Genomic DNA, 23,924 nt, shown 5'->3' with positions numbered 1-23,924 from the left:
TCGCGTTGCCCCACTCAGACGGCCTGCGTGCGCGATGATGACTCGGTGATCGCGCAATCGCCTGCTGACGGATCAGGACCCCGGTGGTGGGTCAGAGACGTGGTCGTGGCCGGGGTCGTCGCAGTGTTCGTCAGTGTCGCCACGATGATCGGCCAGAAGATCATCGATGATGTGCGCGCCGACCGTGACCATGAGATCTCGGACCGCCAGAGTCTGCGCGCCGAGCGCCTCGAGAATCTCCGCTTCATCCGCGGTCGCTCCAATGCCGACCCGTCTGTGGAACGCCCGTTCTACGGACTGGACCTCGCCGAACTGAGCCTGTCCGGCCTGGACCTACCCGGCGCGAACTTCAGCGAGGCCGACCTGCACGGATGCGATCTGCTCTCCACCAACCTGCAAGGGGCCAATCTTTCCTACGCGAACCTCGCCGACACCATCCTGCTGGGCGTCGATCTGCGGAACGCCAACCTCGTCGGCGCCGAGTTCACCGACGTCACCATCGACAACGAGACGGCCGCCAACCCGGCGCCCGGACAAGCAGGCCAATTGACCAGCTTCGACGGCGCCGCGCTCCAGGCGGTCGACTTCAGCGGGGCGGTGCTGTGGGACGTCAGTTTTTCGGGCCACGACCTCACTCGCGCAAAGTTCACCGGCGCAACATTGTTCGGGGTGGACTTCACCGGCGCCGACCTCACCGACGCCGCTTTCAACGAGGTGACGTACGACGACGCCACCGTGTGGCCTGAAGGTTTCACCCCGCCACCGAGCACCGACTGACTCACTCGTGGTGGATACGGCCGTCGGTCTGCGACAGCGGCCGGCCCGCTCCGCCCCAGCGGCGCGCGATGATCTCGGCGGCGATCGAGACCGCCGTCTCTTCCGGGGTGCGGGCTCCCAGATCGAGACCGATGGGGCTGGCGAGCCGACTCAGTTCGTCGTCGGTGAGTCCGGCGGCCCGCAAGCGCTCGACCCGATCGTCGTGGGTGCGGCGCGACCCCATGGCACCGATGTACCCGACATCCGGTATGCGCAAGGCGACTTCGAGTAGCGGCACGTCGAACTTCGGGTCGTGGGTGAGAACGCAGATGACGCTGCGCGCATCGAGTGCATCGGCCTCCACCTGCGCGGCGAGATACCGGTGCGGCCAGTCGACGATCACCTCGTCCGCAGTCGGGAAGCGTGCGGACGTCGCGAACACCGACCGCGCGTCGCAGACGGTGACGCGATACCCGAGAAACGAACCCTGCTCGGCGACGGCCGCAGCGAAGTCGATGGCGCCGAACACCAGCATCCTCGGCCGCGGCGCGTAGCTGGAGACGAACACCGACATACCGTCGCCGCGGCGCTGGCCGTCTGGGCCATAGGTGAGGACCTCACTGCGTCCGGCAGCAAGCAGCCCGCGGGCGTCGTCGACGACGGCGCTGTCCATCCGGTCCGATCCCAGTGTGCCGCTGACCTTACCCGGGGTGATGATCAGTCGGCGGCCCACTTCGTCGGTGTCGGTGTGGTCGATCACGCTCGCGACTGCCACGGGTCGATGGTTCTCGATGTGGTCGGCGACGTCGCCGAGTTCGGGAAACGTTTGTTGTGAGATGGCTTCGGCGAAGATGTCGATCACGCCGCCGCACGTCAGGCCGACCGCAAACGCGTCGTCGTCGGAGACTCCGTAACGCTGCAGCACGGGAATGCCGGTTCGCGTGGAGTCGATAGCGAGTTCGTAGACGGCGCCTTCCACACAACCACCCGACACCGAACCGCTCACCGTTCCGTCCGATGCGACCACCATCGAGGCACCTGGCGGTCGCGGGGCCGAATGAAAGGTCCGCACAACGGTTCCCACACCGGCCGTCCCGCCTGAACGCCAGATCTTCATCAGATCAGTCAGCACATCCTGCATGTTCACCTTCGTTTGCGCCGAGCTCGTGGACAATTCCACAGATCAGATCGACGTGTTCTCTCGTGCCACGCCCAGCGCCATGACCGCGGTGTCGTCTTCCAAACCGGTTCCGAAGCCGGCCAGCAGTTCCCGCAGATCATCGACGATCTGTTCGGCGGTGGTCGGTGTGTGCGCTGCCGCGAACTCGATCAGCGCACCGTCATCGTCGTATCTCTCTGGGCCAGGCCCGATTCGGGCTTCGGTCAACCCGTCCGTGTAGAGCACGAGGGTGTCGCCGGCCGACAGGTGCACCCGCTTGGAGACGAACTTGGGATCGCGGAGGATGCCGACGAACTGGCCACCCTCGGTGCTGATGTACTCCGCCTCCCCATCGGCGGTGAGCAGCAGCGCCGGAGGGTGCCCGCCACTGGCGAGGTGGACGTCGAATCCGTCGTCGCGACGAGTGAGAACGCCGAAAACAACTGTGCAGAAACGTGGTTCATCGCCGTGGTAGTTCGAGTGCAGAACCGCGTCGAGGTTGTGCAGCACGGCAACGGGGTCGTCGTCGAACACGGCGGCGGACCGCAACGTGTACCGGGTCAGCGAGGTGACCGCCGCCGCGGTTGCCCCCTTGCCGCACACGTCCCCGAGGAAGAACCCCCACTTGTGGTCGGACAGCGCGAACAGGTCGTAGAAGTCGCCGCCGACGTCGTCGGTGGATGCGGGGTGGTAGTAGGCCGCCGCATCCATACCCGCAGGCGGGGTGAGCGATGGTGGCAGTAGCGAGCGTTGCAGGGTCGAAGCGAGTACCTGCACACGCGCCCGTTCGTGCTCTGCCATCCGCCGTTCTTCGAGTAGCTGTTTCTCGTACGTTCTGCGGTCGCGCGCATCCTGAAGGGTGATGCGGACCAGCACCACCGACCCAGTGTCGTCGGTCTTGACATTGGCGGTGACGAAGACAGGAAGTCGTTCCCCCTGTGCGGCAACAAGATCCACAGTGATTCCGCTGAGTTCGCCTTCGAGCTGCAGCAAGGGTGCGAAGTGGGTTTCGTAGTGGATCCGACCGCCTGCGGTGAGCAGATCGGTGAACGGCTCGTCCAGCAGCGCGTCTCGTTCGAATCCGAGCCACGACGCGAGCGTGGCGTTGATCCGAGCGATGCGACCGTCGGGCCAGGTCGACAGGTAACCGCAGGGTGCGTTCTCGTAAAGGTCCTCGAGGTTCTCTTCGAGGATGTCCGCGTGCTCGTCGGAACGGTCGCTCAGTTGCCGGATCTCGCCCGGATTCCGCTGCATCAGCGGCGGCCGGCAAAGGCGGTGATTGCCTCCGTGGTGGCCTCTGGCGCACTGAGTTGAGGACAATGCCCGCTCGCGTCGAGTGTCACCAGTTCACTGCCCTCGATGCGTTCGTGAACATAGGCGCCGACGTGGCGCGGTGCCAGCGAGTCCCTGGCGCACTCGATGACGAGGGTCGGGATCCTCACCCTCGCGAGGTCCTCACGATTGTCGGACAGGAAGGTGGTGCGCGCGAACACCAGCGCCTTGGCAGGATCGGTGCGGCAGAAACTCTCGGTCAATTCGCCGCCGAGCTGGGGTCGGTCGGGATTGCCCATGATGTTCGGGGCCATGGTCTGCGACCACCCCAGGTAGTTGGCCTCGAGCGACTCGAGCAGTTCGTCGATGTCGGCTCGGGTGAAGCCGCCCCGGTAGCCGTCGGACTCGTCGTCCACGTACCGCGGCGAAGGAGTGAGCAGCACGAGTTTGGCGAACCTGCTCGGGTCGGCGGCGACGGCGAGGACACCGATCATCGAGGCGACCGAGTGACCGACGAACACGACATCTCGCAGGTCGAGATCCTCGATCAGGGTCAGAACGTCCTCGGCGTAGGCATCGAGGGTGGAATAGCGCTCGGCGTCCCACGCCGAGGGATCCGAGGCACCGGCTCCCACATGGTCGAAGAGCACAACGCGGTAGTCCGCGATCAGTCGCTCGGTGACCAGCCGCCACAGATTCTGGTCACATCCGAAACCGTGGGCCAGCATGATCGTCGGGCCACCATCCCGCCCGACGATCTTCACATTGTTCTTGGCACGCGCATCCACGTCCCACATCTTCTCATTCGACACCCCGATCGTGGTGACGCAAGTGCCGAAAACGTAGCCGCGCACCGCCGGGCGCCGGCCGCGTCGTCGACGTCGAGACCCGACGCCGACGACACCGAGGCGACCCGGGGACCACCGGGCGCGACTACGCGGTTTCGGTGGACTCCGCTGCAGCGGACGCCTGTGCGACGGCCTTCTGACGTCGCGCCACGACATATCCCGCTCCCGCGCCCGCAGCCGCCAGGGCGCCGACGGCCACTCGGCTGGTGTTGAGCCGATGCCCGAGAGCCGCGTCGACGGAGTACTTGCCAGGGCCGGTGAGAGCCAGCGCGGCGGCGGCAAGGCCCAGCGTGGCCGGGTATTCGTAGCCGCCTGCGGTTGCGAAGAAGCCGGCCGGCTTGTGCACTGCGGCAGCGCCGATCATCGCGCCGACAGCACCGGCGGCCGCCACCGGGGTGGCTGCGCCGATTGCGATGAGCGCTCCCCCGGCTTCGCTGATACCCGCGACGGTGGCGGAGGGCTTCCCCGGTTTGAACCCCATCCCGTCGAACGCACCGGCGGTGGCGTCGAGGCCGTGGCCGCCGAACCAGCCGAAGAGTTTCTGGGTGCCGTGGGCGAACAAGGTGCCGCCCACGCCGACTCGCAGTGCCAACAGACCGATGTCCAAGGTGGACCGTTTTTGTGCAGATGCCATGGTTTTGTCTCCTAACGACACCGAAAACGATACTCCGGTCCGTTTAGGGCAAGGCGTGACCACCCCCGGCATCCGGGGGCGACGTCGTTCAGGCGCTTTTCTCGTCGAGCGTCACCTTCACCGAGACCTGGCCGCGATCGTTACGCCGACTGACCGCATGTCCGGTTCGTTCCGCGCCGTGAAGCGTCACCGTCACAGGCCCGCCCTCGCCGGAGAAGTTCCGCCACCAGTTCTTCTTGTCGGGGAGCGCAACGCCGATGAGCAACTCGTCACCCCGCTGCTTGTAGCTCACCGGCAGACTGAAGGTCTTTCCCGACTTGCGGCCCGTGTAGGTGAGCGTCAGCATCGATCCGCCGGCGATTTTGTCGACCCCCGGCGCCTTCATCGCCGCAACGACAACTTTGTTGACCGCGCCGGCGACCTTCTGAAATGTGTTCACGTCCGTACCTCTTCTCGATCGGTCGATGTCGTCCGATCTCACCGTAATCACACCGACCCGCGACGGCCCTGATTCACCACTGCCTCGATTGGGACCGCGATGCGCAGGTGATGCACAGTCGGGCTGCGGGGAGGGCTTCGAGCCGGGCTTCGCCGATCTCGTTCCCGCACTGTTCACAGATGCCGTAGGTTCCGAGTCCGAGCCGCGCCATCGCGGCATCGATCTCCGTCAGGCGCGCCTTCGAGCGGGCCACCTGCGCAACCAGTTGTCCGCGTTCGAATGCGAGGGTGGAACCTTCCGGATCGTGTTCGTCGTCCGAACTCGCGTCGGCGCCGGCCTCCACCACCGACCGCAGCCGTGCCGACATGGTCTCGATCAGAGCCAGCGTCGCCGCGCGTTCGTCGACCAGTGCCTTGCGATCGAGATCGTGATTCATCCTGCGATGGTACGGATCTGCACTGACACCGGGTGCATATTGCCCGGTCGCGACGAGCATCCACACAAACGTCCGGCCCTGCGCCGTCGGTACAGGGCCGGACGTCTCGCCTTGCGGGCCCTACTTCTTGAGCAGCGACGCCAGGTGGGTCGCCGACTTGAGACCCAGACGTGGCTCGGCCCTGCGGATTTCAGCGATCGCCTCGACCTGCTTGTCGGCGGGGATCCCAGCGGTGTTCAGCACACCCTGCGCCCATGTGGTCGCGCGAGCGATCGCTTGTGGGTCGCCGGCGCTTTGATGTTCGCCGAAGATCGCGACAATCTCTTCTCGGGGGTTGCGATGGTCACCGACGATCAAGTCCTTGAACGACATCGTGTTTCTCCTTTCGGTTCCCCGACATGCGATTTGCACGCCAGAACTACAAACCGGTGCTCGGAGGTCAGTAACCCCGCGCGGCACGACGCTGCGCGAGGGCTTCCAGGCGAGCACCTGACTGGCGGCGGGTCATCACCCGCAACGCCCGCGGCGCCAGGACAAGCCCCAGCACCGCCCACGCCACGGGTACCCCGATCGCCAGCCCCACCTGTCCGACACCGTCGAACGTGGTACCGGGGACCAGCGTCACCCGTGACAACAATCCCAGCCAGTAGACCGGGAAGAACTTGATGGGAACCGTCAGCCAATCCGGGAGGTCCCCGATGGAGAAGAAGATGCCCGACACCGACATCAGGGCGTACGCCACCAACGAGATCGGGAAGATCGCCAGCGGCGACTTCACCAGGCTTCCGGCGACAGCGCCGATGGGCACGGTCGCGAACAACGTCAACGCCGCGACACCGGCCAACGCGACCCATCCCGCGAACGTCCCGGGCAGGATCGGTGCAACGAAGATGTGGGCTGGGATGAGGATCAGCAACGCGGTCACCACACCGGTCACCAACAGACTCAACGTCTTTCCGATCAGATGCCCTGCGAGCCCATAGGGCAGCGTCCGGACCCTGAGCATGGTTCCGTCGTCCTGTTCGGAGACCAGCTCCCCGCAGATCCCGACGAATCCGCCGACGAACAGCGACGCGACCGCGATCCCGGCGAGCATCCCGACGGCGCCTTGCCCACCCAGGACATCGCTGACGTCCACGTTGGTGAAGATCAGGACCAAAGCGATCGGAACGATCAGGTGACCCAGCGCACTCGGCCGGGTGAAGCGGATGAGCAGTTCCACCTTGGCCTGCAACGCCCCGAACTTCACCACACCGAGGCTGCGGGCGCCCGCTCGCGAAGTGATTGTTGTCATGGCCGGACCTCCTCGGCTGTGTTGTTCTCGCGCACGATCGAGAGATACACCTGCTCGAGGGTGCCGCGCTGAACCTCGAGACTCCAGGCGCGCTCAGGACCCGTGACCAGTTCGCGCACCAGCGAATCGGAGTCCGCGACCACACGACGCCGTGGACCCTGCTCTGACATCCACGACACGGTGCTGGTCGAGGCCAGCGTGGCGCGCAGTTCGGTCGGACTCCCGTCGGCCACCACCCGACCGTGATTCAGGATGATGATGCGCTCGCACATCTCTTCGGCCTCGTACAGATTGTGTGTGGCCCAGATGATCGTCGTGGAGTGCGCCAGGCTTCGGACGAGTTCGTAGAACGACTGCCGGATCTCCGGATCGAAACCTGTTGTCGGCTCGTCGAGAAAGAGTAGTTCCGGCCGGCTGATCAATGCGGCTGCAACGTCCACCCGACGACGTTGGCCTCCTGAGAGGGATCGAATCTGCTGATTCGCGCGGTCGCCCAGTTCGACTGCTCCGAGCAACTCGTCCACCGGCCAGAGATTCGCTACACCCGCTGCCCGATGGGCCGCACTGATGTACCGCAGGAAGTCACCGATCTTCCACGTCCCGTGGTCCCGCCACGCCTGCAGCACCACGCCGAGGCGCGACCGCCACTGCTCGGGCGCATCGTCGGGGCGGTGACCGAGCACGGATACGTTGCCCCCGGACGGCTTTCGCAGACCCTCGAGGATCTCGATCAGCGTGCTCTTGCCGGCACCGTTGGGGCCCAGTACGGCGACCTTCTGGCCGGAAGGGATCTCGAAACCCACGTCTTTCAGCACATCGGTTGTGCCATAACGCATGGTGAGTCCGTCTACGCGAACGCTCGTCGATCCGGTTCGACTCGAATCGAGGACGTTCATGGACGTCTGGCTTGTCATGATCGTGTCCCATCGTCGGGTTCGGTGTTGTCGCGCATGTGTTGTCGTCGGGTCAACCACGTCACAAACGGGGCAAGGCCCGCAAGGTGGTCCGTACGGCCGGTGGTCCGCACGAAGTCGAACATGTGGAGTGCGATGCGAGCAGCAACCACATCGTCCAGGCGGCGTTGATCGACTTCTCGACCGGATTCAGCCGAGTAGCCGTCGAGCAGGGCCTGCGCTGCTCGTCCGAACGGCGCCGAGTGCACGGCACCGAGCGACTTACCCGAGTTCGCGGCGGTGTATTCGAACTCGGTCAGTTCACCGATCATCCAGCCCAGATCGAGTTCAGGAGGCCCACTGCACATCTCCGGCCCGATCGCGACCTGCACGGTCTTGTGATCGTCGTCGGTGAACACCGACCCCAGGCTGAAACCGCCGTGGCAGGTCAGGTGCGGCCCATCGGTGATCGTCCGGGCGATCGACCGGAGCGCGCCCAGCGTCTCCTCTGGTAGCGCTGCGTGCACTGCCGACACGTCCATCGGGGAATTGGCGGCCGACAAGTAAGAACGCAGTCGTCGCACGTGCGGACTACCGAGATCCCCGGGCGGAGGCGGACCGCTGCCGTGCAGGCGAGCCACGAGTCGCCCGAGGTCGGCCATACTCTGCAACCCGTTGTCGGTCAGGAACGTCGGGCTCACCACAGGCCACAGCTGGTTGGCGAGTTGGTCGCCGACTGCCAGGTCGAACCGGAACTCGCTGTCATCCACCCGTACCCCGCGAACGAACGCGACTCGTCCGACAGACGGGGCCACGGTCTGGCCTGATTGGCGCTCGGCCTCACACTGTTGCCGATAGCGGCGGGTCAGCCCGAACGACGAGCCGGTGTGCATGAGCCGCTGGTACCAGGCCGCGGTGTCGAACTCCCAGACCGTGGTGGCAGTGTTCAATTCAGCGGTGTTCAAGTCAGCAGTGTCCAGTTCGGCACTGTCCGTCCCTGTGCCGTTCATTCCGAGCTCTCCAGCTGGGATTGATCGGCCAGTGCGGACGACAACGCCTGCGCCGCAATCGGAAACAGCACCGGCGGCAGGCCTTCCAGATCCGGATCGCTCACGCTGAAGCCCTTCATCGGCGCCAGCAACTCGACGTTGGGACGGTCCTCCAGGGCTTGGCGGTGCCGATGCCATACCGGTGTCTGGGTGAAACCCGGTGGCGCCGAGGCGGCCACCACCACCGGGGCGGTACTACCCTGAATGGCCAGCATCGCCGGCGAATCACAGAGTCCGGCAGAGAGCCTGGACACGAAGTTCATGGTGGCCGGGTGAACGAGATACCCCTGCGCCCACTGTGTGAGATCCACGTGAATCGGCCGGTGCTCGTTGTCCTGCCAGCTGTCGATCACCGGTTCGTACCCAAACCCTCGGATGGTGCCCAGCCCGACGAACTGCAGGGAGGCTGGGGTGAGGACCACTCGGACCTGCGTGGACGGGGATGTCGAGCGCAACCATCCCAACCACGAGTGCAGGAAGGCCGAGCCGAGGGCTCCCGTAGCCATCACCACGATCCGGCGTTCGGCGAGCCCGTCGATGCGGTACGACTGTGGGTCCGCGCCATCCATCAGGCAACCACCCCGGTGGTTCGGGCGGACATCCGCGGGATCGCGTGCTCGGGGATCGTCAGGCGCGCAGATGATTTGGCGTGGAGCGCGGCCAGGATCTCCTCGAGATCCTCGACCGCCTGGCCGGCTCCATGGAGTTTGGCGACACCGAAGACGTTCAGGACAACCTCGTGCACGCCACGCCGGTGCAGGTCGGCGACCGAGTCGACGAGTTCGTCAGCAGACCCGTACAGGTAGGTCCCGGACGAGACCAGTTCACCGGCGCCCGCCCACGGATCGGATTGATCGACGGCGACACCACCCTGTCGGAGCATGTCAGTGTAGTGCGGCGCGCTCAGGTGAGCTCCGACAGCGGCATGCGCGAGCTTCTGCGGATCTCGTCCCGGACGGCGGATGGCCATGTGGACCACAGCGGCGACGCGAGGTGCGGGTCGGTCGTGTTGTGCTGCGCTCTCCCGGATCTCGGGGATCAGGACATCCTCAAGGTATCCGGCTGGGGTGAGCCAGGTGATCGCCCATTCCGCGGCCCGACCCGCACACCGGGCCATGCTCGGACGAAGAACCCCTAATCCGGTTTCGACGGAGCCGAACATCTTGTCAACTCGCTCCGGTCCGTCGGCCGGGCCCGTCTGCAGAGGTCCGGGAATGATCTCTTTCACCTGATCGAGGAACTTCCGCGCCGAACCGACCGGCGCCTTCATCGGCGCGCCATAGAGGCTCTGCTGCAACTGCGCACTTCCGGGGCCGATCCCGGCCACGTAGGTTTGGCCGGTCAGCCGCCCAACCGACTGGGATTGGACAGCAAATCCGTGAGGCTGGAACAGGGGATAAAGCGCCACGGCACTGCCGAATTGGAGCGAATATCCCCGGCCGGCCAGCGCGGCCATCGTGAGATGGGAATCGACTGTCGACGAGTGACCGAACCACAGACGATGGCCGCCTCTGCGGGCCGCCTCCGCATAAGGCACCACCGGACCGATGGCAACAGGCATCTCCGGATACATGATTCCGATGTTCGAGTTCACAATTCAACCCACTTTCCAATGGAGCGGTCAGGTGAGAGCACCACAGCACCGAACCCGTCTGGCTCGTACATGGTTTCAACCGTGCGGGTCAGTGTGTCGACGCCGGCGCGAGCGACCAGATCCTCTGGCGACCCGGTGGTGTCCAGCGCCGAATCCAGAGAACCCTCGTATATCGCCGCGCGTTCGTCCACCGCCGACTGCAAGGAATCACGGTCGACGATGGTGCGACCGATGAGATAGCGCGCCGCGTCCACCATGCTGGGCCGCGTGAGCTTTCGATGCGCGAACTGGTCGAGAGCGGTTCGGATGGCATCGTCGCAGGCATCTTCATCGCCCGGCGTGGTTTGGACATCAACGACCAGCAGATGCTGTCCGTCGCGCTGCAACAACGTGGACTGAGGGCTGTAGCTCAAACCGCGCTGTCGCCGAACACAATCGACGAGGTGTGAGCCGTACACGCCCCCGAAGGCCACATTCACCAGACTCCGCGCGAATCGCTCCCCCGTGTCTGTCGGTGGGTCGATGAACCGATACCACCGCACCCACGATGACCTGACCGGCACCTGGGCCCAACGCCGTGCCGGTACGTCCGGCCGCCGAACTGTTCGGCGCGCGGATTCCCACTTCGGCTTTACGCCGTTCTGGACTGCGGTGTTGGCCACGTCGCAGATTCGGTCACGGGCTGAGCGGAGCGCGGATTCGCAGTCGCCGCCCCCGACAACCACGTCGAAGGACAGCGTGGTCAGGATGGACGTCAATTCACCGTCGGTGGGGTCGGTCTCATCGTCGGTGTCGAAGGTCAGTGCGGTGATCAGTTCGGCCGACGACGTCGGCGGAGATGTGGGTGCGATCATGGTGTCTGCAAACGCATTTCGCCAACTCTGGAGTCTGGCCACCAGGTCGTCGACAGCGCGGGGATCCGATCGCCACGTCGCGGTGACAAAGATCCCTTCGGACCCGGCGTGGGCGCGCCCCGACACGATGCCCGCCCGGTGTAGCCCCTCGGTGAGGGTACGTGCCAGACGCGAGCGCGCACCCCATTCCACCGCCGGCGTCGCCACGAGCGATACGTACATCAGGTCGGTGCTGCCCCGCACCAGTACGTCGTCGGTCAGCAGACCCGTCATGATCGCCCCATCCCTGCCGGTGCTGTCGAACTCAATGTCCCGGCGGGAGCCGCGTGAGCACGCCGGAGGTACTGATCGATATCTTCAGGTGTTGTCTGTGCGACAGCGCAGCGGCGTGCCCACGTCTGTACGCCGAATGCGCTGTCTCGAGCCAGCATCGCGGCGTGGGTCGCCGTGCTCGACAGTTCCTTGTCGATGTTGTCCAGCGCGCGCTGCTGTGCGTGCACAAACAGCTCGGAGCGGCGGTCCGAGGGCACATCGGCCCACTGTGGCACCGCGATGTCCGCGCCGTGAGATCGACTTCCGATGAGAACGCAATGGTCTGGCCCCATCGTGGCACCGAACAGTCCGACTTGCCAGTGCGTTCCGGGCGAAACCGCGTTGGCCCATTCGACCGCGATCATGGAATGCGCTTGTGTCGATTCCGGGGTGGCCCCGTGTGCGTCGGCTACGTATCGAACCGACGAGAACATGGGAATCTGGGTGGCGACAGAACTCTGCCGATGGTGCGGACCATCGATCAAGTCGCCGAAAGCCGCGGTGTAGGCGTCCGTTACGGCTGTTGTCGGTTCACCCTCTTCGCAATCAAGGAGATCCAGCACCAGATCGGGACTCCACGGCCCGGCAACACCCACGGCCACCGGCGCTGACCGGTACGTGCGATTCAGGAAGTTCTCGATTGCCTCCGGCGTGGCCGCTTCGATGTCGGCAAGATCCGAGAACCCGTTGTGGCGCAGCCGGAAGTCGGTCGACAACGCTCCCAGTGCGTCGATCCAGGGAAACCCCGCTGTCGGCGAGGTCGACATCCGGCGTGCCACCTCCTGCCGGATGATTCGGCCCTCGCATTCGATGTCGACCGATGTGATGCGCGGTGGTGCAACCCGTGCGATCGCCCGGTCGATCCAGTCCGGGATCTCGGCTTCGACCGGCGCCGGGATGGCAAAGCTGTATTCGGTGTGAATCGGGTAGGTTTGTGCGTTGGAGATGCCGCCGACACGGACTATCTGGTCTTCGGCTGTCTCTCCCCATTGATCCCGAGCGTACTGATGCATCAGATGCTCACTCAGATGGGCGAAGCCGGCCTCTCCGGGCCGCTCATAGGCGGTCCCTACCGGGATCACCACACTCAGTCCCATCGTGCGCGCGGACTGCACTCGGCTGACAGTGATGTGACACCGACCTCGACTCCTGCTGGTCATCGTGAACACATCATGTCTCGGCATGGTCTGGACTCCACTGCTGTTCAACGCTTCTGCCGTCCCTTCGTGTGCTCGACTGGACTGTGTTCGGCGCAACCCGATCACCCGGCGCCACCACGGAGACGGCGACGCGCGTCTCCGTGGCAGGCCTGGAGTGCTACCTCAGCAACCTGCGCCGACGGTGATGCTGGTGCTGGTGACAACACCGGCGCTGGCACCGACCGAGAAGGCAGCGCATTCGGGGCTGGAGGCCGACACGAACGCCGAGACCGGGCTGATGCCGGGTGCTGATTCCGCGTTGACGTGAGCGAGCTCTTCGCTGCGGACGTAGTTGGCGTATCCGGAGATGAGTGACTGGGAATTGGTCATGATGCTCCTTCGAGAGTGGATGGTCTGATCTTTGATTCTCGGATCGAGAGGGTCAGGCGTGTCGAGCGTGGTGGAGCGGTCAGCAACCCCAGGTGATGGTTGCCCCGACTCCGCCGGAGCTGATGACGCTCACCGCGGTTCCACACGCGGTCGACGAGGTGCCGATGAAGCTCAGAATGCCGGGCGTCGCGGACGGAGCTGCTTCACTCATCTCGGTCAATTCCGGTGCTGCCGCGTAGCTGCGGTATCCAGCCACCAGGGACTTCGTAACTGCCTCTGACATGATGTCCTTCCTTTCGTTCGTTCGGTCATTTCCTGATGTCGAGGGGCAGATGCCCCTCGCCTGGCCGTGCGGCCAAGTCTCTGGGTCGCCGACTCTTCCAGTGCGCCACGTCTAATGCGCCGGAGAGTCGAGATTTCGGTACACCGCGGCAGGGTCGATGTTGGCCGTGATGAGCTGCCGTCGAACAGCTTTGGCGAGATCAGGTGCGGCGGTCAGACCCTCGGCCACGATCGCTTTGGCAATGGTGTTGCTGCGGTGTTCTCCGAAGCTCGTCCCACCGCGTGGGGTCGAGATGTCGGCAGGCTCCCACGCCATGGATACGCCGTTGGTCACCTGACGGCAGAACAGTGAGCCCGGGGCGTGCGGCCGGTCGCTGCGGAGATGGTCCGCGATCTCGTCGACCGCGTGCCAGCTCTCGGACGGCAGGTACACCACCATGCCGTCGTTGCGCGGGAACCCCGAGCGCCGCGACACGATCTTGACACGCAACGGCAGGCGTCGCTCCTCGATCCATCTGGTGAACGATCCCCACACCTCGACGGCTTCTTCGGCGTCCCCGAGGTGGCGGTACAGGCGGAGCAGACGGGACGTGTGCCCGGCACCCGCTGTGGAGGTGTAGAACATGAACCCCAACGACAGTCGACTCTCCACCGAGGGCACCGCGGCCACAACGGTGTGCTCGCCCTCTGAAAGGATGGTGTTCGATTCGAAGAACACCCGAACACCGTTGATCGACAACACAACTCCGGAGTCGCCGGGAGCACGTTCGACGAGGGTCATCGTGGAAGCACGATGTTTGACCGGCGTTGCCTCGTACAACCGCAACTCGAGTTCGGGATCTTCGAGAAGCGCCGGGATGAACTCGCTGTCACCGGCGCCTGCGGACATGCCGGCATGCAGGTTGCGGTAGAGGTGCCCGCCGAGATCGCGCTGCAGCTCGGCCGGGGACTCGGCACTGAGTTCGGTTCCGTCGAAAGTAACCTCGCAAGAGCCGGAATCAGCAACGGTCAACGCGCTTGTCCGCGCGATCAACCACCGGACCGCCTGATCGAGTTCGACGTGTGAGGTGTCGGCGGCAGGTTGCTCATGTCGTTGCACTGTGGTCACGCCGCGACCCTCCCCTCGGTCATGCCGAGGGCCTCGGCGTAGTCGCCGCCGCCGAGAATGGCCTCGCGGCCGATGCCTGCCAGCGCCCGATCGAGTGCAGACAACCGACCGAAGTACGTTCCGGCCGCAAGCGCCCGATCGAACAGTTGCCAGCCGAAGTACTGAACACTTCGAGCAACGAACTCCGGGGCGGCCGCGTCGGCCCGGACCGCGCGGTACGCGTCCCATACCGCACGGGCACCCGGCGTCGCCTCGGCCAGTGCAGCCGTACCCCGCTCGATGATCTCGGTGTCGGTGACCGATTCTTCGTCACCACCTGCAAACGAGGCCAAGCTCTTTCGCATCCGATGGTAGAACACCTCCCCCATCAGAGCGCCGACGTCGCGGGCACCGTCCTGGAGCCGAAAATCCTCCCAGTCGAGGATCCAGTTGGTCTCGCCGGCCAGCAGTATCTGGTCTCCGCGCAGATCTCCGTGGATGGGCACCTTCGGCGTCGGTGTGGTCGCGAGCTGGTCGAGCGCTGCCCGTAGACCTGAATCGGACTGGATTATTCGCCACATGTCGAGCTGGCCCATGGTGGACCCGTAGTACATCTGGGTGGAGATGGCGTTCGGTCCGTGTGGTGGGAAGAACGGTGTGCTGTGGTCGGTCACCGAGGCATCGCGCACCGGCAGACAATGCAGTCCCGCGACGCATCGGCCGACGCGCTCGAGGGTTGCGGAGTCGATGTCGTCGTCTCGGAGCAGTTGACCCGCACTGACCCCGTTGTCGATGAACTCGTACACCACCGTGTGACTGTCGTTGTCGCGAGCGAGAAGCGCGGGCGTCGCCGTGTGTGCGGGCGCATCGGACACGTCGATCGCATCGTGGAACGACACACTTCGGATGTACCGGTCCGCCGCGCCCAGTCCGGTCATGCGTTTGATGAACACGGTGTGCGAGCCCTCGAAGGTGATCTGGCCGCTGATGTTGCGGCCGAGCAGGGGTTTGACCTCAGTGATCTCATCGACATCTCGGCCCAACTGCGGGATCACGTGCGCGATCGATGAGAGGAGTTGCTTCTCTTGCCGCCGGAACACGGGTTTTGTCATGACGGCACGTCTTTGCGGTACAGCGACAGGCAGCGTGGGCTGTCGGGGCCGAAAGGTGTACTGCCCCAGTCGGCCCAGCGCTCGGCCAACGTCAGACCCGCGTTGCGGGCGACGGCGTCCATCTCGTAGGGGAACAGGTATCTGAGGACGTGTGTGTAATTGAACTGTTCGCCATCTCGGAAGACGAGGTTCTGGGCGATCAGCAACTGCCGGCTCGGCTCGGCCACGTACTGCTCCAGCTGGGTGGTGGAGGCGTCGAGCTGGCGCATCTGCACGTCCGGTTGCCGAAGACCATGGTAGTGGTTGGGATTGAAGGTCTCCACCAGGAAGAACCCGTCGTCGGTGAGATTGTTTGCGGCATTGCCGAATACGGCGATCTGCTCGTCCAGGGTCTTCGCGACGAACAGGGTGTTGATCATGAGCAGGACGGCATCGAATGTTCCTTCGACCCTCTCGGTGATGAAGTCTTGCTCCACCACCTTGACCCGCCCATCGACGTCTTTCTCCTTCAACTTCGCCAGCATTTCACTGGAGACATCGATGCCGGTCACCTCAAAGCCCTTTTCTGCCAACGGCATTGCGATCCGGCCCGTGCCCACTCCGAATTCGAGAACGCGGGTGCCCTTGGCTCGCGACCTGACGAACTCACAGAATGTTGCGGTGTCGTTGAAAAAGTCCGGGTACAGCAGATCGTAGATCTGCGCGATCCGGGCGGGATAGAGATCTTCTCCAGACATGCGAAAAACCCTCTCTCACACCGATTGTTGGCGGTTGCACTCTGCGGTGACTCGTGACGGAAGTGCCGGTTCAACCAAGGCCTTGCTTCGTTCTCGCCGCGACCCACGTTATTGATGAACTACCCGGGCTTCAACGTAGATAACGCCCACACGGGCCTATTCAGGAGTTGTTCATATTGCATCCACGAGAGCTTTACCGCGAGCGGCAGCAACCGGACCGGCGTCTCACATATTCTTTATGACTTCGAATGAATGCGAAGTATTCTTTGCGATTATGTGGATTCAGTTCATCCCGAATTGACGCACCGAATTGCTTTTTTGCTTTTTCTAATCCCGAGGCTCGTCGGCGCCCGCGCCCCGGTTCCGACGGGCCCTGCCGCCCGCGCGTCCGCGGCCCGTTGACATCCACAACCGCGGGCCCCGACGGAGGCTGCGGCCGCACCGACGGCTCGTCGCTCGGGCCGGACGCCGGCTGTGGCCACGTAGACTGGTTGCAAATGATTAATGTCGAGCGTCATTCCATTAATCCAGTCACCGACTGGAGCGATGCTCGACGCGTGGCTCGCCTTCGATCGACCCGGCTCGGCAGCAATTGGCGACGGTTCGGCCGTCTGCGGCGCGGAGCTTTGCGTGCGGGGCTCTTGCTCATCGCGCTGTCGATCCTGTGTGCCCATTACTACGCGCTGGATGTGCAGCCCGAGCGCCAACGTCTGGCGATGACCCATCCTCGTCTCCATCACATCTACGACGCTCAGAACCCGCTCGACGGCGGTACCGCAGTGGTCGACCTGGTCGGACTGGGAAATGTCGACGCCAGCGATACGACGCGGTCGCTGCCGGCATTCACGGGCATCGGCCAGGTGTGGGCGGTGCAGTACGACAACGCCGGTCTGGACACGGCCGTCATCAGCCGGCTGGTCACTCAGCACGCCCGTCGGGCCGGTGTCAGCAGGGTCGTCGTCGCGGGCCACAGCATGGGCGGCATCATCGCGCTGGAAGTCGCCGAGCACCTGTACGAGGACGGGGACCTCGACGTCCGGGCCGTGATACTCGACTGCACACCGATCGATCTCCACGCCGTGCGTGCGGAGAGCCGCGACGCAGGCGAAGACATGCTGCGCTGGATGGGGTGGGTTCCGGGTGCCCGCGAGAGCCGAGCTCTGCGCCTGCTGGTGGAGACCGCCGCGCGCAGAGATCGATACCTCTTCCGCCCGTCCAGTGGACATCCGCTGGTGGATGTCGGAGAGCTCACCGGCGTGGTGAAAGAAGTGCTCCGCAAGAAATTGTTGTCCGACGATACGGCCAGCAACGGGTTGATCGAATCCCAATTCAAGGCAATTGTCGCCTCGGGTGCACAGAATGATCTGCAGACCCTCACCACCGAGTCGGGTGACCGCACTCCCCCGGCGATCATCTTCATGCGTCCGGCATTCGGCGCAGACGACCCGGTGGTCGACGTCGACTACAGCCAGCAGGTGCTGCTCGACGACATCGCCGGCACCGACGCCCGACTACTCGTGGTGCGGATGGCCGGGACCGGACACGCGAATCCCAAGCAGCAGCCGGGGATCTACAACGCTGCCATCGACACCAAGGTGGCACCGTTCCTCGACCGGATGGACGAGCGTGCGGACACATCGGTGACGATCACGCGGAACATGGACGTCGCGGGCGCAGTCAGCTCGCCGTGAGGCAGTGCCTGACGCAGAAGAACCTTTGACGCAAAAACCTCCGACTCCTGCTTCATCCTCCGGTTGCAACCGGAGGATGAGACAGATGTCGGAGGTTCTTTGCGGGTGATGCCGGCCGATCTACTCGGCGGCAGCATGCTCCGGCTTGACGTCGGCCTCGGCTGTCGCCGGTCGTTTCGCTGATCGGACCATCGTCGCCGCGAGGACGAGGACCACCGACATGATCCCGCCGACGAGGAACGCGAGGTGGATACCGTCGGCGTTCGCGACGACCGCATTGCTGCCGTCGTCGAAGGACGACTGCGTTCCCCGCGTCATCAGGGTGATGAACAAGGCGGTACCCGCGGCTCCGGCGACCTGTTGAACGGTGCTCACGGTCGCGCTGCCGTGCGAATACAGCTCCGGTGGAAGCGATCCCAGTGCCGATGTCATCAACGGGGTGAGACCGAAAGCGATTCCCGCGCTCAGGATCACGTGCGCGATGATGACGGTGTACAGCTCCGATTCGGAGTCGAGGGTGGCCAGCAGCCACGTACCCGCGCTCATCGCGATCGCGCCAGGGAGCACCAGTGGCCGGGCACCCCACTTGTCGTAGAGACCACCCACCAGAGGTCCGAGCAGACCCATGACCAGACCACCGGGCAGCAACACCAAACCGGTTGTCAGGACGTCTTTGTCGAGCACGTTCTGCAGGTACAGCGGCAACAGGATCAGCGCGCCGAACAACGTCAACATGAATCCGCCCATCAGGCCCACGGCCAGACGGAACGAGCCGACCGCGAAGGTGCGCAGATCGAGCAGCGCGCGGCCCTTCTGGACGAGCTTGAGCTGGCGGGCGACAAACAGTGCCAGCGACACCACGCCGATGGTCAGCGGCAGCCACGGTGGCACCGGTGCATGCCCGGACGCCGACTCACCAATGCTGCTGAGTCCGTAGACGATTCCACCGAATCCGAGGGCGGACAACGGAACAGAGATCACGTCGAGGTGAGCGGCCCGCGGTTCGGTGACATTGCGGACGAAGATCCCGCCCATGATGGTGACCACGACGGCGATCGGCAGGACGATCCAGAACATCGCCCGCCAGCTCAGCGACTGGAGGATCAAACCGGACACGGTGGGCCCGATCGCCGGTGCCACCGAGATGACGATGGTCACCAAGCCCATCACCCGCCCGCGGGAGTGCTCGGGTACGACGGTCAGGATCGTGGTCATCAGCAGCGGGATCATGAGCGCGGTGCCCGAGGCCTGGATGACGCGGGCGACCATCAACAGCTCGAAACCGGGCGCCAACGCAGCAACCAGGGTTCCCACGGTGAACGCGGCCATCGCCGCGATGTAGACAGACCTGAGCGCGAACCGCTGCAGGATGAACCCGGTGGTCGGGATCAGGATCGCCATGGTCAGCAAGAAGCCACTGGTCAACCACTGCGCTGTGGGCGCGCTGATGTCCAGATCCACCATCAGGGTCGGTAGTGCAACGCTGAGGATCGTCTCGTTCAGGATCACCACGAAAGTCGCCACGAGCAGGAGGCTGATCAACAGCACACTGCCCGACGGACTTCCGCCATCCTTGCGTGGCGCCTCGGCGCCCGTGGCCACGTTTTCGGTCATAGGTTTCATCCCCCACTAGTCCTTCACAACCCGTGCAGCATATATCAACTGTCAGTCACTGCCACATTGGCAGCGCGTGACGAAAAACCATTTGACAGCTAAGCTCCGCACCATGACAGCCCAGCCGCTCGCGGTGCCCGATCTGCGTACGCGGCGTCGCACCGAGACACGCCTGCAGATTCAGCAGGCCGCGCTGGACCTGTTCGAGCAGCAGGGTTTCGAATTGACCACGGTTGACGAGATCGCGGCCTCCGCGGGTGTGTCCGCACGCACCTTCTTCCGGTACTTCGCCACCAAAGAGGACTCGGTCCTGTTCGACATGTACGGATTCGACGAGGCCTTGCGCGCCTGCGTCTCGGGCGCCGAGCCCGGCCGATTTGAACTCGCGGACGTCGAGCGCGCTCTCACCGGGGTCATCGCGAGCATTCGCGAAGAGCAGGGCGAGTTGGCCACCACGATCCTGCGGATCCAGAAGCTGGTGTCGGCCAATCCGTCGTTGAGCAAAGCGGCCATGGGTCGGTGCGCGGATTCGTCGCATCACCTGCTCACCCTGATCGACGACGACGGGACGCCCGGGCGTCGCTCCCACGTCCGGATGATCCTCGAGATCGCGCAATTGGCGTTGCAATGCGCCTTCGACGAGTGGGTGAACTCGTGCGCTCCGAGCCTGCCCGATGCTGACCTGCTGACCATCTACCGCCAGGTGTGCGCTCGTTTGCGCCGGCTCTGAGGGCCTGTCCGCCTCACCTATTCCCGCCTGTTCGTTCGCCCTCGATCGCACGAGCACACGAACTCTTGACTCGGACAATGTGTGTCTGGGTAAGTCTTCGCCGGGTTGGTCCCGAACTGACGCCGGCGGGTTGACGCGGCGCCCCTCGAACGAAGGGATGCCGCATATGCCACGGTGGTCCCATGCTCTACGAATACCGCTTCGACGTGGTGTCGTTCCTCATCTCTCCCGCCCACGCATACTTCGGCCGGGCGAAAGACGGACCGGCGGCCCACGTTGCCACCCAGACACCCGGCTCCGTCGAGATCGTGGCCGACAAGGGAATTCGCGGCGACCGCTTTTTCGGTGTTCGTGCCCATACCGAAGCTGCGGTGACCTTTCTGGCGCTCGAGGCGTGGGAGGCCGCGGCCGGTGGTGTCGATCCCGCTGTGGCCCGGCGCAACGTGATGGTGCGCGGACTCGAACTCGATCCGTTGCGCGCCGAGGAGTTCGAGATCGACTCCGGTGACGGCCCGGTTCGGTTCCGTGGCGGCCGGCCCGCACATCCGTGCAGCTGGATGGATTCGATGGCCGGCGACGGGACCAGAAAGGCGCTCATCGGCCGGGGCGGGTTGCGTGCGCAGCCGCTGACCTCCGGGATGCTCACCACGGGCCCCGCCATCATTCGATGCAACACGGAACTGGAACCTTCCCGGGCCGCCGAACAGGTGCGCCGGGCGCAACCGACTTGAGTGCGCTGCCATCTGGACGGTGCGGCCCCGCACATCACCGGAGACGTGCCAGACTTCGCGCATGACCGAGAGCAAACCCGACCTGGTCCTTCTCCACGGCGTGACGATGTCCGGATCGGCGTGGGCCGACGTGATCCCACTGTTGTCGCACGCTCACCGAGTACATGCGCCCACCGCACTCGGTCATCGAGGTGGTGCGCCCGCGCCGGCCAGACGGCCGGTCACCATCGGCGACATGGTCGACGACGCCGAGCGCATCCTCGACGACCTCGGTCTCGACCGACCACATCTGGCAGGCAACTCGATGGGCGGCTGGATGTCCATCGAATTGGCACGCCGTGGTCGCGCTGCAAGCGTTTGTGCGCTGTCTCCGGCCGGATTGTGGTCGATCGGGAGCGCAAGCCAGGATCACGCGGTTGCGCGGCTACGTCGTGAGGTCGCTTTGACAAAGGTCAGCAGGCCCATCGCCCCACTGGCACTGAAACTCGCAGCCGTGCGGCGAATTGCCATGCGCGACATCGCCTGGCGCGCGGATCGACTCGCACCTGCCGCGGCTCTCACTGCGGCAGATGACCTTCTGGGGTGCGCGGTGACCGTCGACCTCCTCGGTACCCGCGAGCACCTCGAACCGCTCGACCCCCTGCCGTGCCCGATCACCGTCGCATGGGGGCAGCACGACCGGATCTTCCCTGTCGACGTCAACGGCGCCATCGCGCGGGATCGCATTCCGCAGGCCACGTTCACGGTGCTGACCGGCGTCGGTCACGTTCCGATGATCGACGACCCGGCTCTGGTGGCCGACACCATCATCGGCACCACCGGTGCGGCCCGTTTGAACTGAATCGTCAGGTTCTGTTCACAGGAGGTGCGCTACAGCGTTGTCGCGATTCCGCCGTCCACCGGAATCACGGTGCCGGTGAGATAGGAGCCCGCCCGGCTCACCAGGTAGACGACGGCGCCGACCATGTCATCGGGGCGGCCGATCCGTCCCAACGGCGCCGCGGCCTCGATCTCGGCGCGAAGGTCTTTGAGGATGGGCGCCATCATTCGCGATTCGAATGGCCCGGGAGCGATGGCGTTGACGGTCACGTGACGCTCGCTGAGATCGCGGGCGAGGTGGCGCGTCAGCTGATGTATGGCGGCCTTGCTCGCCGAGTAGGAATAGGAAGCTGTGCGCGGCACGCGAATTCCGTCGATGCTGCCGATCATGACGACCCGCGAAGGATCGTCTGCGGTGGCCGTTCGCTCCAGCATCGGGAGCAGGGCCTGCGTCAGGACAAACGGCGCCCGAACATTCAGATCCAGGACGCGGGACCATGCCGAGTCGGGGAACTCGTCCAGCGGGGCACCCCACGTGGCGCCGGCGTTGTTCACCAGGATGTCCAGATCGCCCACCCGGTCGGCGACCTTCTCTGCCAGTTGACGACAGCCTTCTGGCGTCGACAGATCGGCCTGGATCGCCATCAAGCCGCCGGCCTCGGCCGCATCGAGAGCCGGTTGCTTTCGTCCTGCGATGACGACGCGTGCGCCGTGTTCGTGCAATCCGTGGGCGATCATCGCCCCTATGCCGCTGGTACCGCCGGTGACCAGCGCAGTCTTGCCTGCGACATCAAATAGGTTGCGGCTCATACCCTGAGTCACTTCAGTCATATCTTCAGGTTCTATCATCAGGGCGCGCTCCACGTGCCGCTTCTAGCGCCCCGGTGTCGGCATCAGCTCAGGGTAGGACTGCCAGTCCCTGACTAGGTCCCACGATCGCGGATACCGTGGCGACCATGGAACTCGGATTGCATATCGCGGACTTCACCTACCCTGCCGGACCGTCCGGACTGGCGGACGATCTGGTCACCATCGCGCAGACAGCTGAGGCGCAGGGATTCGCCAAGCTCAGCGTGATGGACCACCTCTGGCAGATCGGCCCGGTCGGCCCTGTCGACACCGACATGCTCGAGGCTTACACGGCGCTTGGCTACCTTGCCGCGGTCACCGAGAAGGTCGACCTCCTGGCCTGGGTGACGGCCACCGTCTATCGCGAGCCCGGACTGCTCGCAAAAGCAGTGACGACTCTTGATGTGCTGTCCAAGGGTCGGGCCTACCTGGGCATCGGCGCGGCTTGGAACGAGGAAGAATGCGTGGGCCTGGGTCTGCCGTTCCCGAGCACGGCCGAGCGGTTCGAGCGCCTCGAAGAGACCTTGCAGATCTGCCTTCAGATGTGGAGCGATGACAACGGGGCCTACGACGGCAAGCACTACCGCCTCGGAAGCACACTCAATGTGCCACAAGCGTTGCGCCGGCCTCACCCGCCGATTCTGATCGGCGGTAGCGGAGAAAAGAAGACCCTGAGGATGGTTGCCCAGTATGCGCAGGCATGCAACCTGTTCGGCGAACCCGATGTGGAACACAAGCTGAATGTGCTTCGCTCGCACTGTGAGTCAGTCGGCACCGACTATGACGCGATTGAGAAAACCGTCATGTTCCCTCTCGACCCGGGGGCAGGCGGCGCGAACGTCGACGAGCTGCTCGGGCAACTCAAACCTCTGGCAGATCTGGGTGTCACCCACGTTCACGGCTGGGTTCCGGGGGTTGCCGAGATCACCCCGTTGGAGATACTCGGCGATCGCGTCATTCCGGTGATCGCGGACTGGTAGAGGTAGGACGAGGGCCCGATCGGGATCGCGGGTGAACGAAAGCTCAACGTAGACAGGTTTTTTGAACCACCTATTGCTACTACCTTCTGGTGTTCCCACTCCCACTCGGCACCGGCAAGCGCTTTTCAGTAAGCCGGACAAAGACACAACCAAACTTCGCCTGGTCGAGCACGAGGTGTACGGCAACGGCATCCAGAAGCAAGTCTTCGACGTGGTGCGGTAG

27 protein-coding genes are annotated in these 23,924 nt (G+C 64.5%); 6 read left to right on the top strand and 21 right to left on the bottom strand.

The genetic code is table 11. The features are described from left to right. The first annotated feature begins 27 nt into the window (after window positions 1-27). Window positions 28-777 (top strand): pentapeptide repeat-containing protein, encoded by a 750-nt coding sequence (locus CSW57_RS03785; protein ID WP_099381498.1) that lies wholly within the window; start codon window positions 28-30, stop codon window positions 775-777. 1 nt (window position 778) lies between these two features. Here CSW57_RS03785 and CSW57_RS03780 read toward each other — a convergent pair whose 3' ends face one another. The 19 genes from CSW57_RS03780 to CSW57_RS03695 all read right to left on the bottom strand — a co-directional run bounded on the left by CSW57_RS03780 (window position 779) and on the right by CSW57_RS03695 (window position 16,287). Further along, the gene (locus CSW57_RS03780) at window positions 779-1,897 is read right to left on the bottom strand and encodes an XdhC family protein (RefSeq protein WP_099382021.1); all 1,119 of its coding nucleotides are present in this window, start codon (window positions 1,895-1,897) and stop codon (window positions 779-781) included. A 42-nt stretch (window positions 1,898-1,939) separates the two neighbouring features. Beyond that, window positions 1,940-3,169: a PP2C family protein-serine/threonine phosphatase gene (locus tag CSW57_RS03775; RefSeq protein WP_099381497.1), complete on the bottom strand. Its 1,230-nt coding sequence runs from the start codon at window positions 3,167-3,169 to the stop codon at window positions 1,940-1,942. Next, window positions 3,169-3,975: an alpha/beta fold hydrolase gene (locus CSW57_RS03770; RefSeq protein WP_099382020.1), complete on the bottom strand. Its 807-nt coding sequence runs from the start codon at window positions 3,973-3,975 to the stop codon at window positions 3,169-3,171. The genes CSW57_RS03775 and CSW57_RS03770 overlap by 1 nt, the downstream gene beginning before the upstream one ends. 145 nt (window positions 3,976-4,120) lie before the next feature. Further along, the gene (locus tag CSW57_RS03765) at window positions 4,121-4,669 is read right to left on the bottom strand and encodes a DoxX family protein (protein WP_099381496.1); all 549 of its coding nucleotides are present in this window, start codon (window positions 4,667-4,669) and stop codon (window positions 4,121-4,123) included. 88 nt (window positions 4,670-4,757) lie between these two features. Further along, window positions 4,758-5,108 (bottom strand): nitroreductase/quinone reductase family protein, encoded by a 351-nt coding sequence (locus tag CSW57_RS03760; protein WP_099381495.1) that lies wholly within the window; start codon window positions 5,106-5,108, stop codon window positions 4,758-4,760. Window positions 5,109-5,181: 73 nt separating this feature from the next. Then, window positions 5,182-5,544: a TraR/DksA family transcriptional regulator gene (locus CSW57_RS03755; RefSeq protein WP_023955389.1), complete on the bottom strand. Its 363-nt coding sequence runs from the start codon at window positions 5,542-5,544 to the stop codon at window positions 5,182-5,184. A gap of 120 nt (window positions 5,545-5,664) precedes the next feature. Next, window positions 5,665-5,916, bottom strand: coding sequence for a hypothetical protein (locus CSW57_RS03750; RefSeq protein ID WP_099381494.1), 252 nt, complete (start codon window positions 5,914-5,916; stop codon window positions 5,665-5,667). 67 nt (window positions 5,917-5,983) lie between these two features. After that, a complete protein-coding gene (locus CSW57_RS03745) occupies window positions 5,984-6,838 on the bottom strand; it encodes an ABC transporter permease (protein WP_099381493.1) in 855 nt (284 codons plus the stop codon). After that, window positions 6,835-7,752, bottom strand: coding sequence for an ABC transporter ATP-binding protein (locus tag CSW57_RS03740; RefSeq protein WP_223249015.1), 918 nt, complete (start codon window positions 7,750-7,752; stop codon window positions 6,835-6,837). Before CSW57_RS03740 ends, CSW57_RS03745 begins: the two co-directional genes overlap by 4 nt. Continuing rightward, window positions 7,749-8,696 (bottom strand): hypothetical protein, encoded by a 948-nt coding sequence (locus CSW57_RS03735; protein WP_143696465.1) that lies wholly within the window; start codon window positions 8,694-8,696, stop codon window positions 7,749-7,751. Before CSW57_RS03735 ends, CSW57_RS03740 begins: the two co-directional genes overlap by 4 nt. A 41-nt stretch (window positions 8,697-8,737) precedes the next feature. Next, window positions 8,738-9,349: a flavoprotein gene (locus CSW57_RS03730; protein ID WP_062795441.1), complete on the bottom strand. Its 612-nt coding sequence runs from the start codon at window positions 9,347-9,349 to the stop codon at window positions 8,738-8,740. Continuing rightward, on the bottom strand, window positions 9,349-10,374 hold the full coding sequence (locus CSW57_RS03725) for an LLM class flavin-dependent oxidoreductase (protein ID WP_099381491.1): 1,026 nt from the start codon (window positions 10,372-10,374) through the stop codon (window positions 9,349-9,351). Before CSW57_RS03725 ends, CSW57_RS03730 begins: the two co-directional genes overlap by 1 nt. Beyond that, window positions 10,371-11,501 carry an insulinase family protein gene (locus tag CSW57_RS03720; protein ID WP_099381490.1) on the bottom strand — a complete coding sequence of 377 codons (1,131 nt, stop codon included), beginning with the start codon at window positions 11,499-11,501 and terminating at the stop codon, window positions 10,371-10,373. The genes CSW57_RS03725 and CSW57_RS03720 overlap by 4 nt, the downstream gene beginning before the upstream one ends. Beyond that, window positions 11,498-12,655, bottom strand: a complete 1,158-nt coding sequence (locus CSW57_RS03715) for an insulinase family protein (RefSeq protein WP_189339121.1) — start codon at window positions 12,653-12,655, stop codon at window positions 11,498-11,500. The genes CSW57_RS03720 and CSW57_RS03715 overlap by 4 nt, the downstream gene beginning before the upstream one ends. 207 nt (window positions 12,656-12,862) lie before the next feature. Beyond that, entirely contained in the window at window positions 12,863-13,069 is a 207-nt protein-coding gene (locus tag CSW57_RS03710) for a hypothetical protein (RefSeq protein WP_023955406.1), read from the bottom strand. Window positions 13,070-13,148: 79 nt separating this feature from the next. Continuing rightward, window positions 13,149-13,352 carry a hypothetical protein gene (locus CSW57_RS24230; protein ID WP_133248684.1) on the bottom strand — a complete coding sequence of 68 codons (204 nt, stop codon included), beginning with the start codon at window positions 13,350-13,352 and terminating at the stop codon, window positions 13,149-13,151. Between the two features lie 111 nt (window positions 13,353-13,463). Continuing rightward, on the bottom strand, window positions 13,464-14,459 hold the full coding sequence (locus CSW57_RS03705) for a T3SS effector HopA1 family protein (protein WP_099381488.1): 996 nt from the start codon (window positions 14,457-14,459) through the stop codon (window positions 13,464-13,466). After that, complete coding sequence (locus tag CSW57_RS03700) at window positions 14,456-15,550, bottom strand: phosphotransferase (protein ID WP_099381487.1); 1,095 nt, start codon at window positions 15,548-15,550, stop codon at window positions 14,456-14,458. Before CSW57_RS03700 ends, CSW57_RS03705 begins: the two co-directional genes overlap by 4 nt. Further along, a complete protein-coding gene (locus CSW57_RS03695; RefSeq protein WP_099381486.1) occupies window positions 15,547-16,287 on the bottom strand; it encodes a class I SAM-dependent methyltransferase in 741 nt (246 codons plus the stop codon). Before CSW57_RS03695 ends, CSW57_RS03700 begins: the two co-directional genes overlap by 4 nt. Before the next feature lie 497 nt (window positions 16,288-16,784). Between CSW57_RS03695 and CSW57_RS03690 the strand changes: the two genes are divergently transcribed. Further along, a complete protein-coding gene (locus CSW57_RS03690; RefSeq protein ID WP_099381485.1) occupies window positions 16,785-17,978 on the top strand; it encodes an alpha/beta fold hydrolase in 1,194 nt (397 codons plus the stop codon). Between the two features lie 120 nt (window positions 17,979-18,098). Here CSW57_RS03690 and CSW57_RS03685 read toward each other — a convergent pair whose 3' ends face one another. Further along, window positions 18,099-19,592, bottom strand: a complete 1,494-nt coding sequence (locus CSW57_RS03685) for an MDR family MFS transporter (RefSeq protein WP_099382018.1) — start codon at window positions 19,590-19,592, stop codon at window positions 18,099-18,101. 112 nt (window positions 19,593-19,704) lie between these two features. Between CSW57_RS03685 and CSW57_RS03680 the strand changes: the two genes are divergently transcribed. The 3 genes from CSW57_RS03680 (at window position 19,705) to CSW57_RS03670 (ending at window position 21,894) form a co-directional block, all read left to right on the top strand. Next, entirely contained in the window at window positions 19,705-20,322 is a 618-nt protein-coding gene (locus CSW57_RS03680) for a TetR family transcriptional regulator (protein WP_099381484.1), read from the top strand. A 182-nt stretch (window positions 20,323-20,504) separates the two neighbouring features. Then, entirely contained in the window at window positions 20,505-21,053 is a 549-nt protein-coding gene (locus tag CSW57_RS03675; protein ID WP_099381483.1) for a molybdenum cofactor biosysynthesis protein, read from the top strand. 61 nt (window positions 21,054-21,114) lie between these two features. Then, window positions 21,115-21,894 (top strand): alpha/beta fold hydrolase, encoded by a 780-nt coding sequence (locus CSW57_RS03670; RefSeq protein ID WP_099381482.1) that lies wholly within the window; start codon window positions 21,115-21,117, stop codon window positions 21,892-21,894. A gap of 29 nt (window positions 21,895-21,923) precedes the next feature. Here the strand turns inward: CSW57_RS03670 and CSW57_RS03665 are convergent, their stop codons facing one another. Further along, entirely contained in the window at window positions 21,924-22,703 is a 780-nt protein-coding gene (locus CSW57_RS03665; protein ID WP_223249014.1) for an SDR family oxidoreductase, read from the bottom strand. A gap of 125 nt (window positions 22,704-22,828) precedes the next feature. Between CSW57_RS03665 and CSW57_RS03660 the strand changes: the two genes are divergently transcribed. Then, entirely contained in the window at window positions 22,829-23,701 is an 873-nt protein-coding gene (locus CSW57_RS03660) for an LLM class F420-dependent oxidoreductase (RefSeq protein WP_099381480.1), read from the top strand. Window positions 23,702-23,924: the final 223 nt, after the last annotated feature.

This window comes from Williamsia muralis (assembly GCF_002735905.1).
Taxonomy (GTDB): domain Bacteria; phylum Actinomycetota; class Actinomycetes; order Mycobacteriales; family Mycobacteriaceae; genus Williamsia; species Williamsia muralis_A.
Note: the sequence above shows the minus strand (reverse complement) of the source record. Positions and strands in the feature narration are given on the sequence as shown.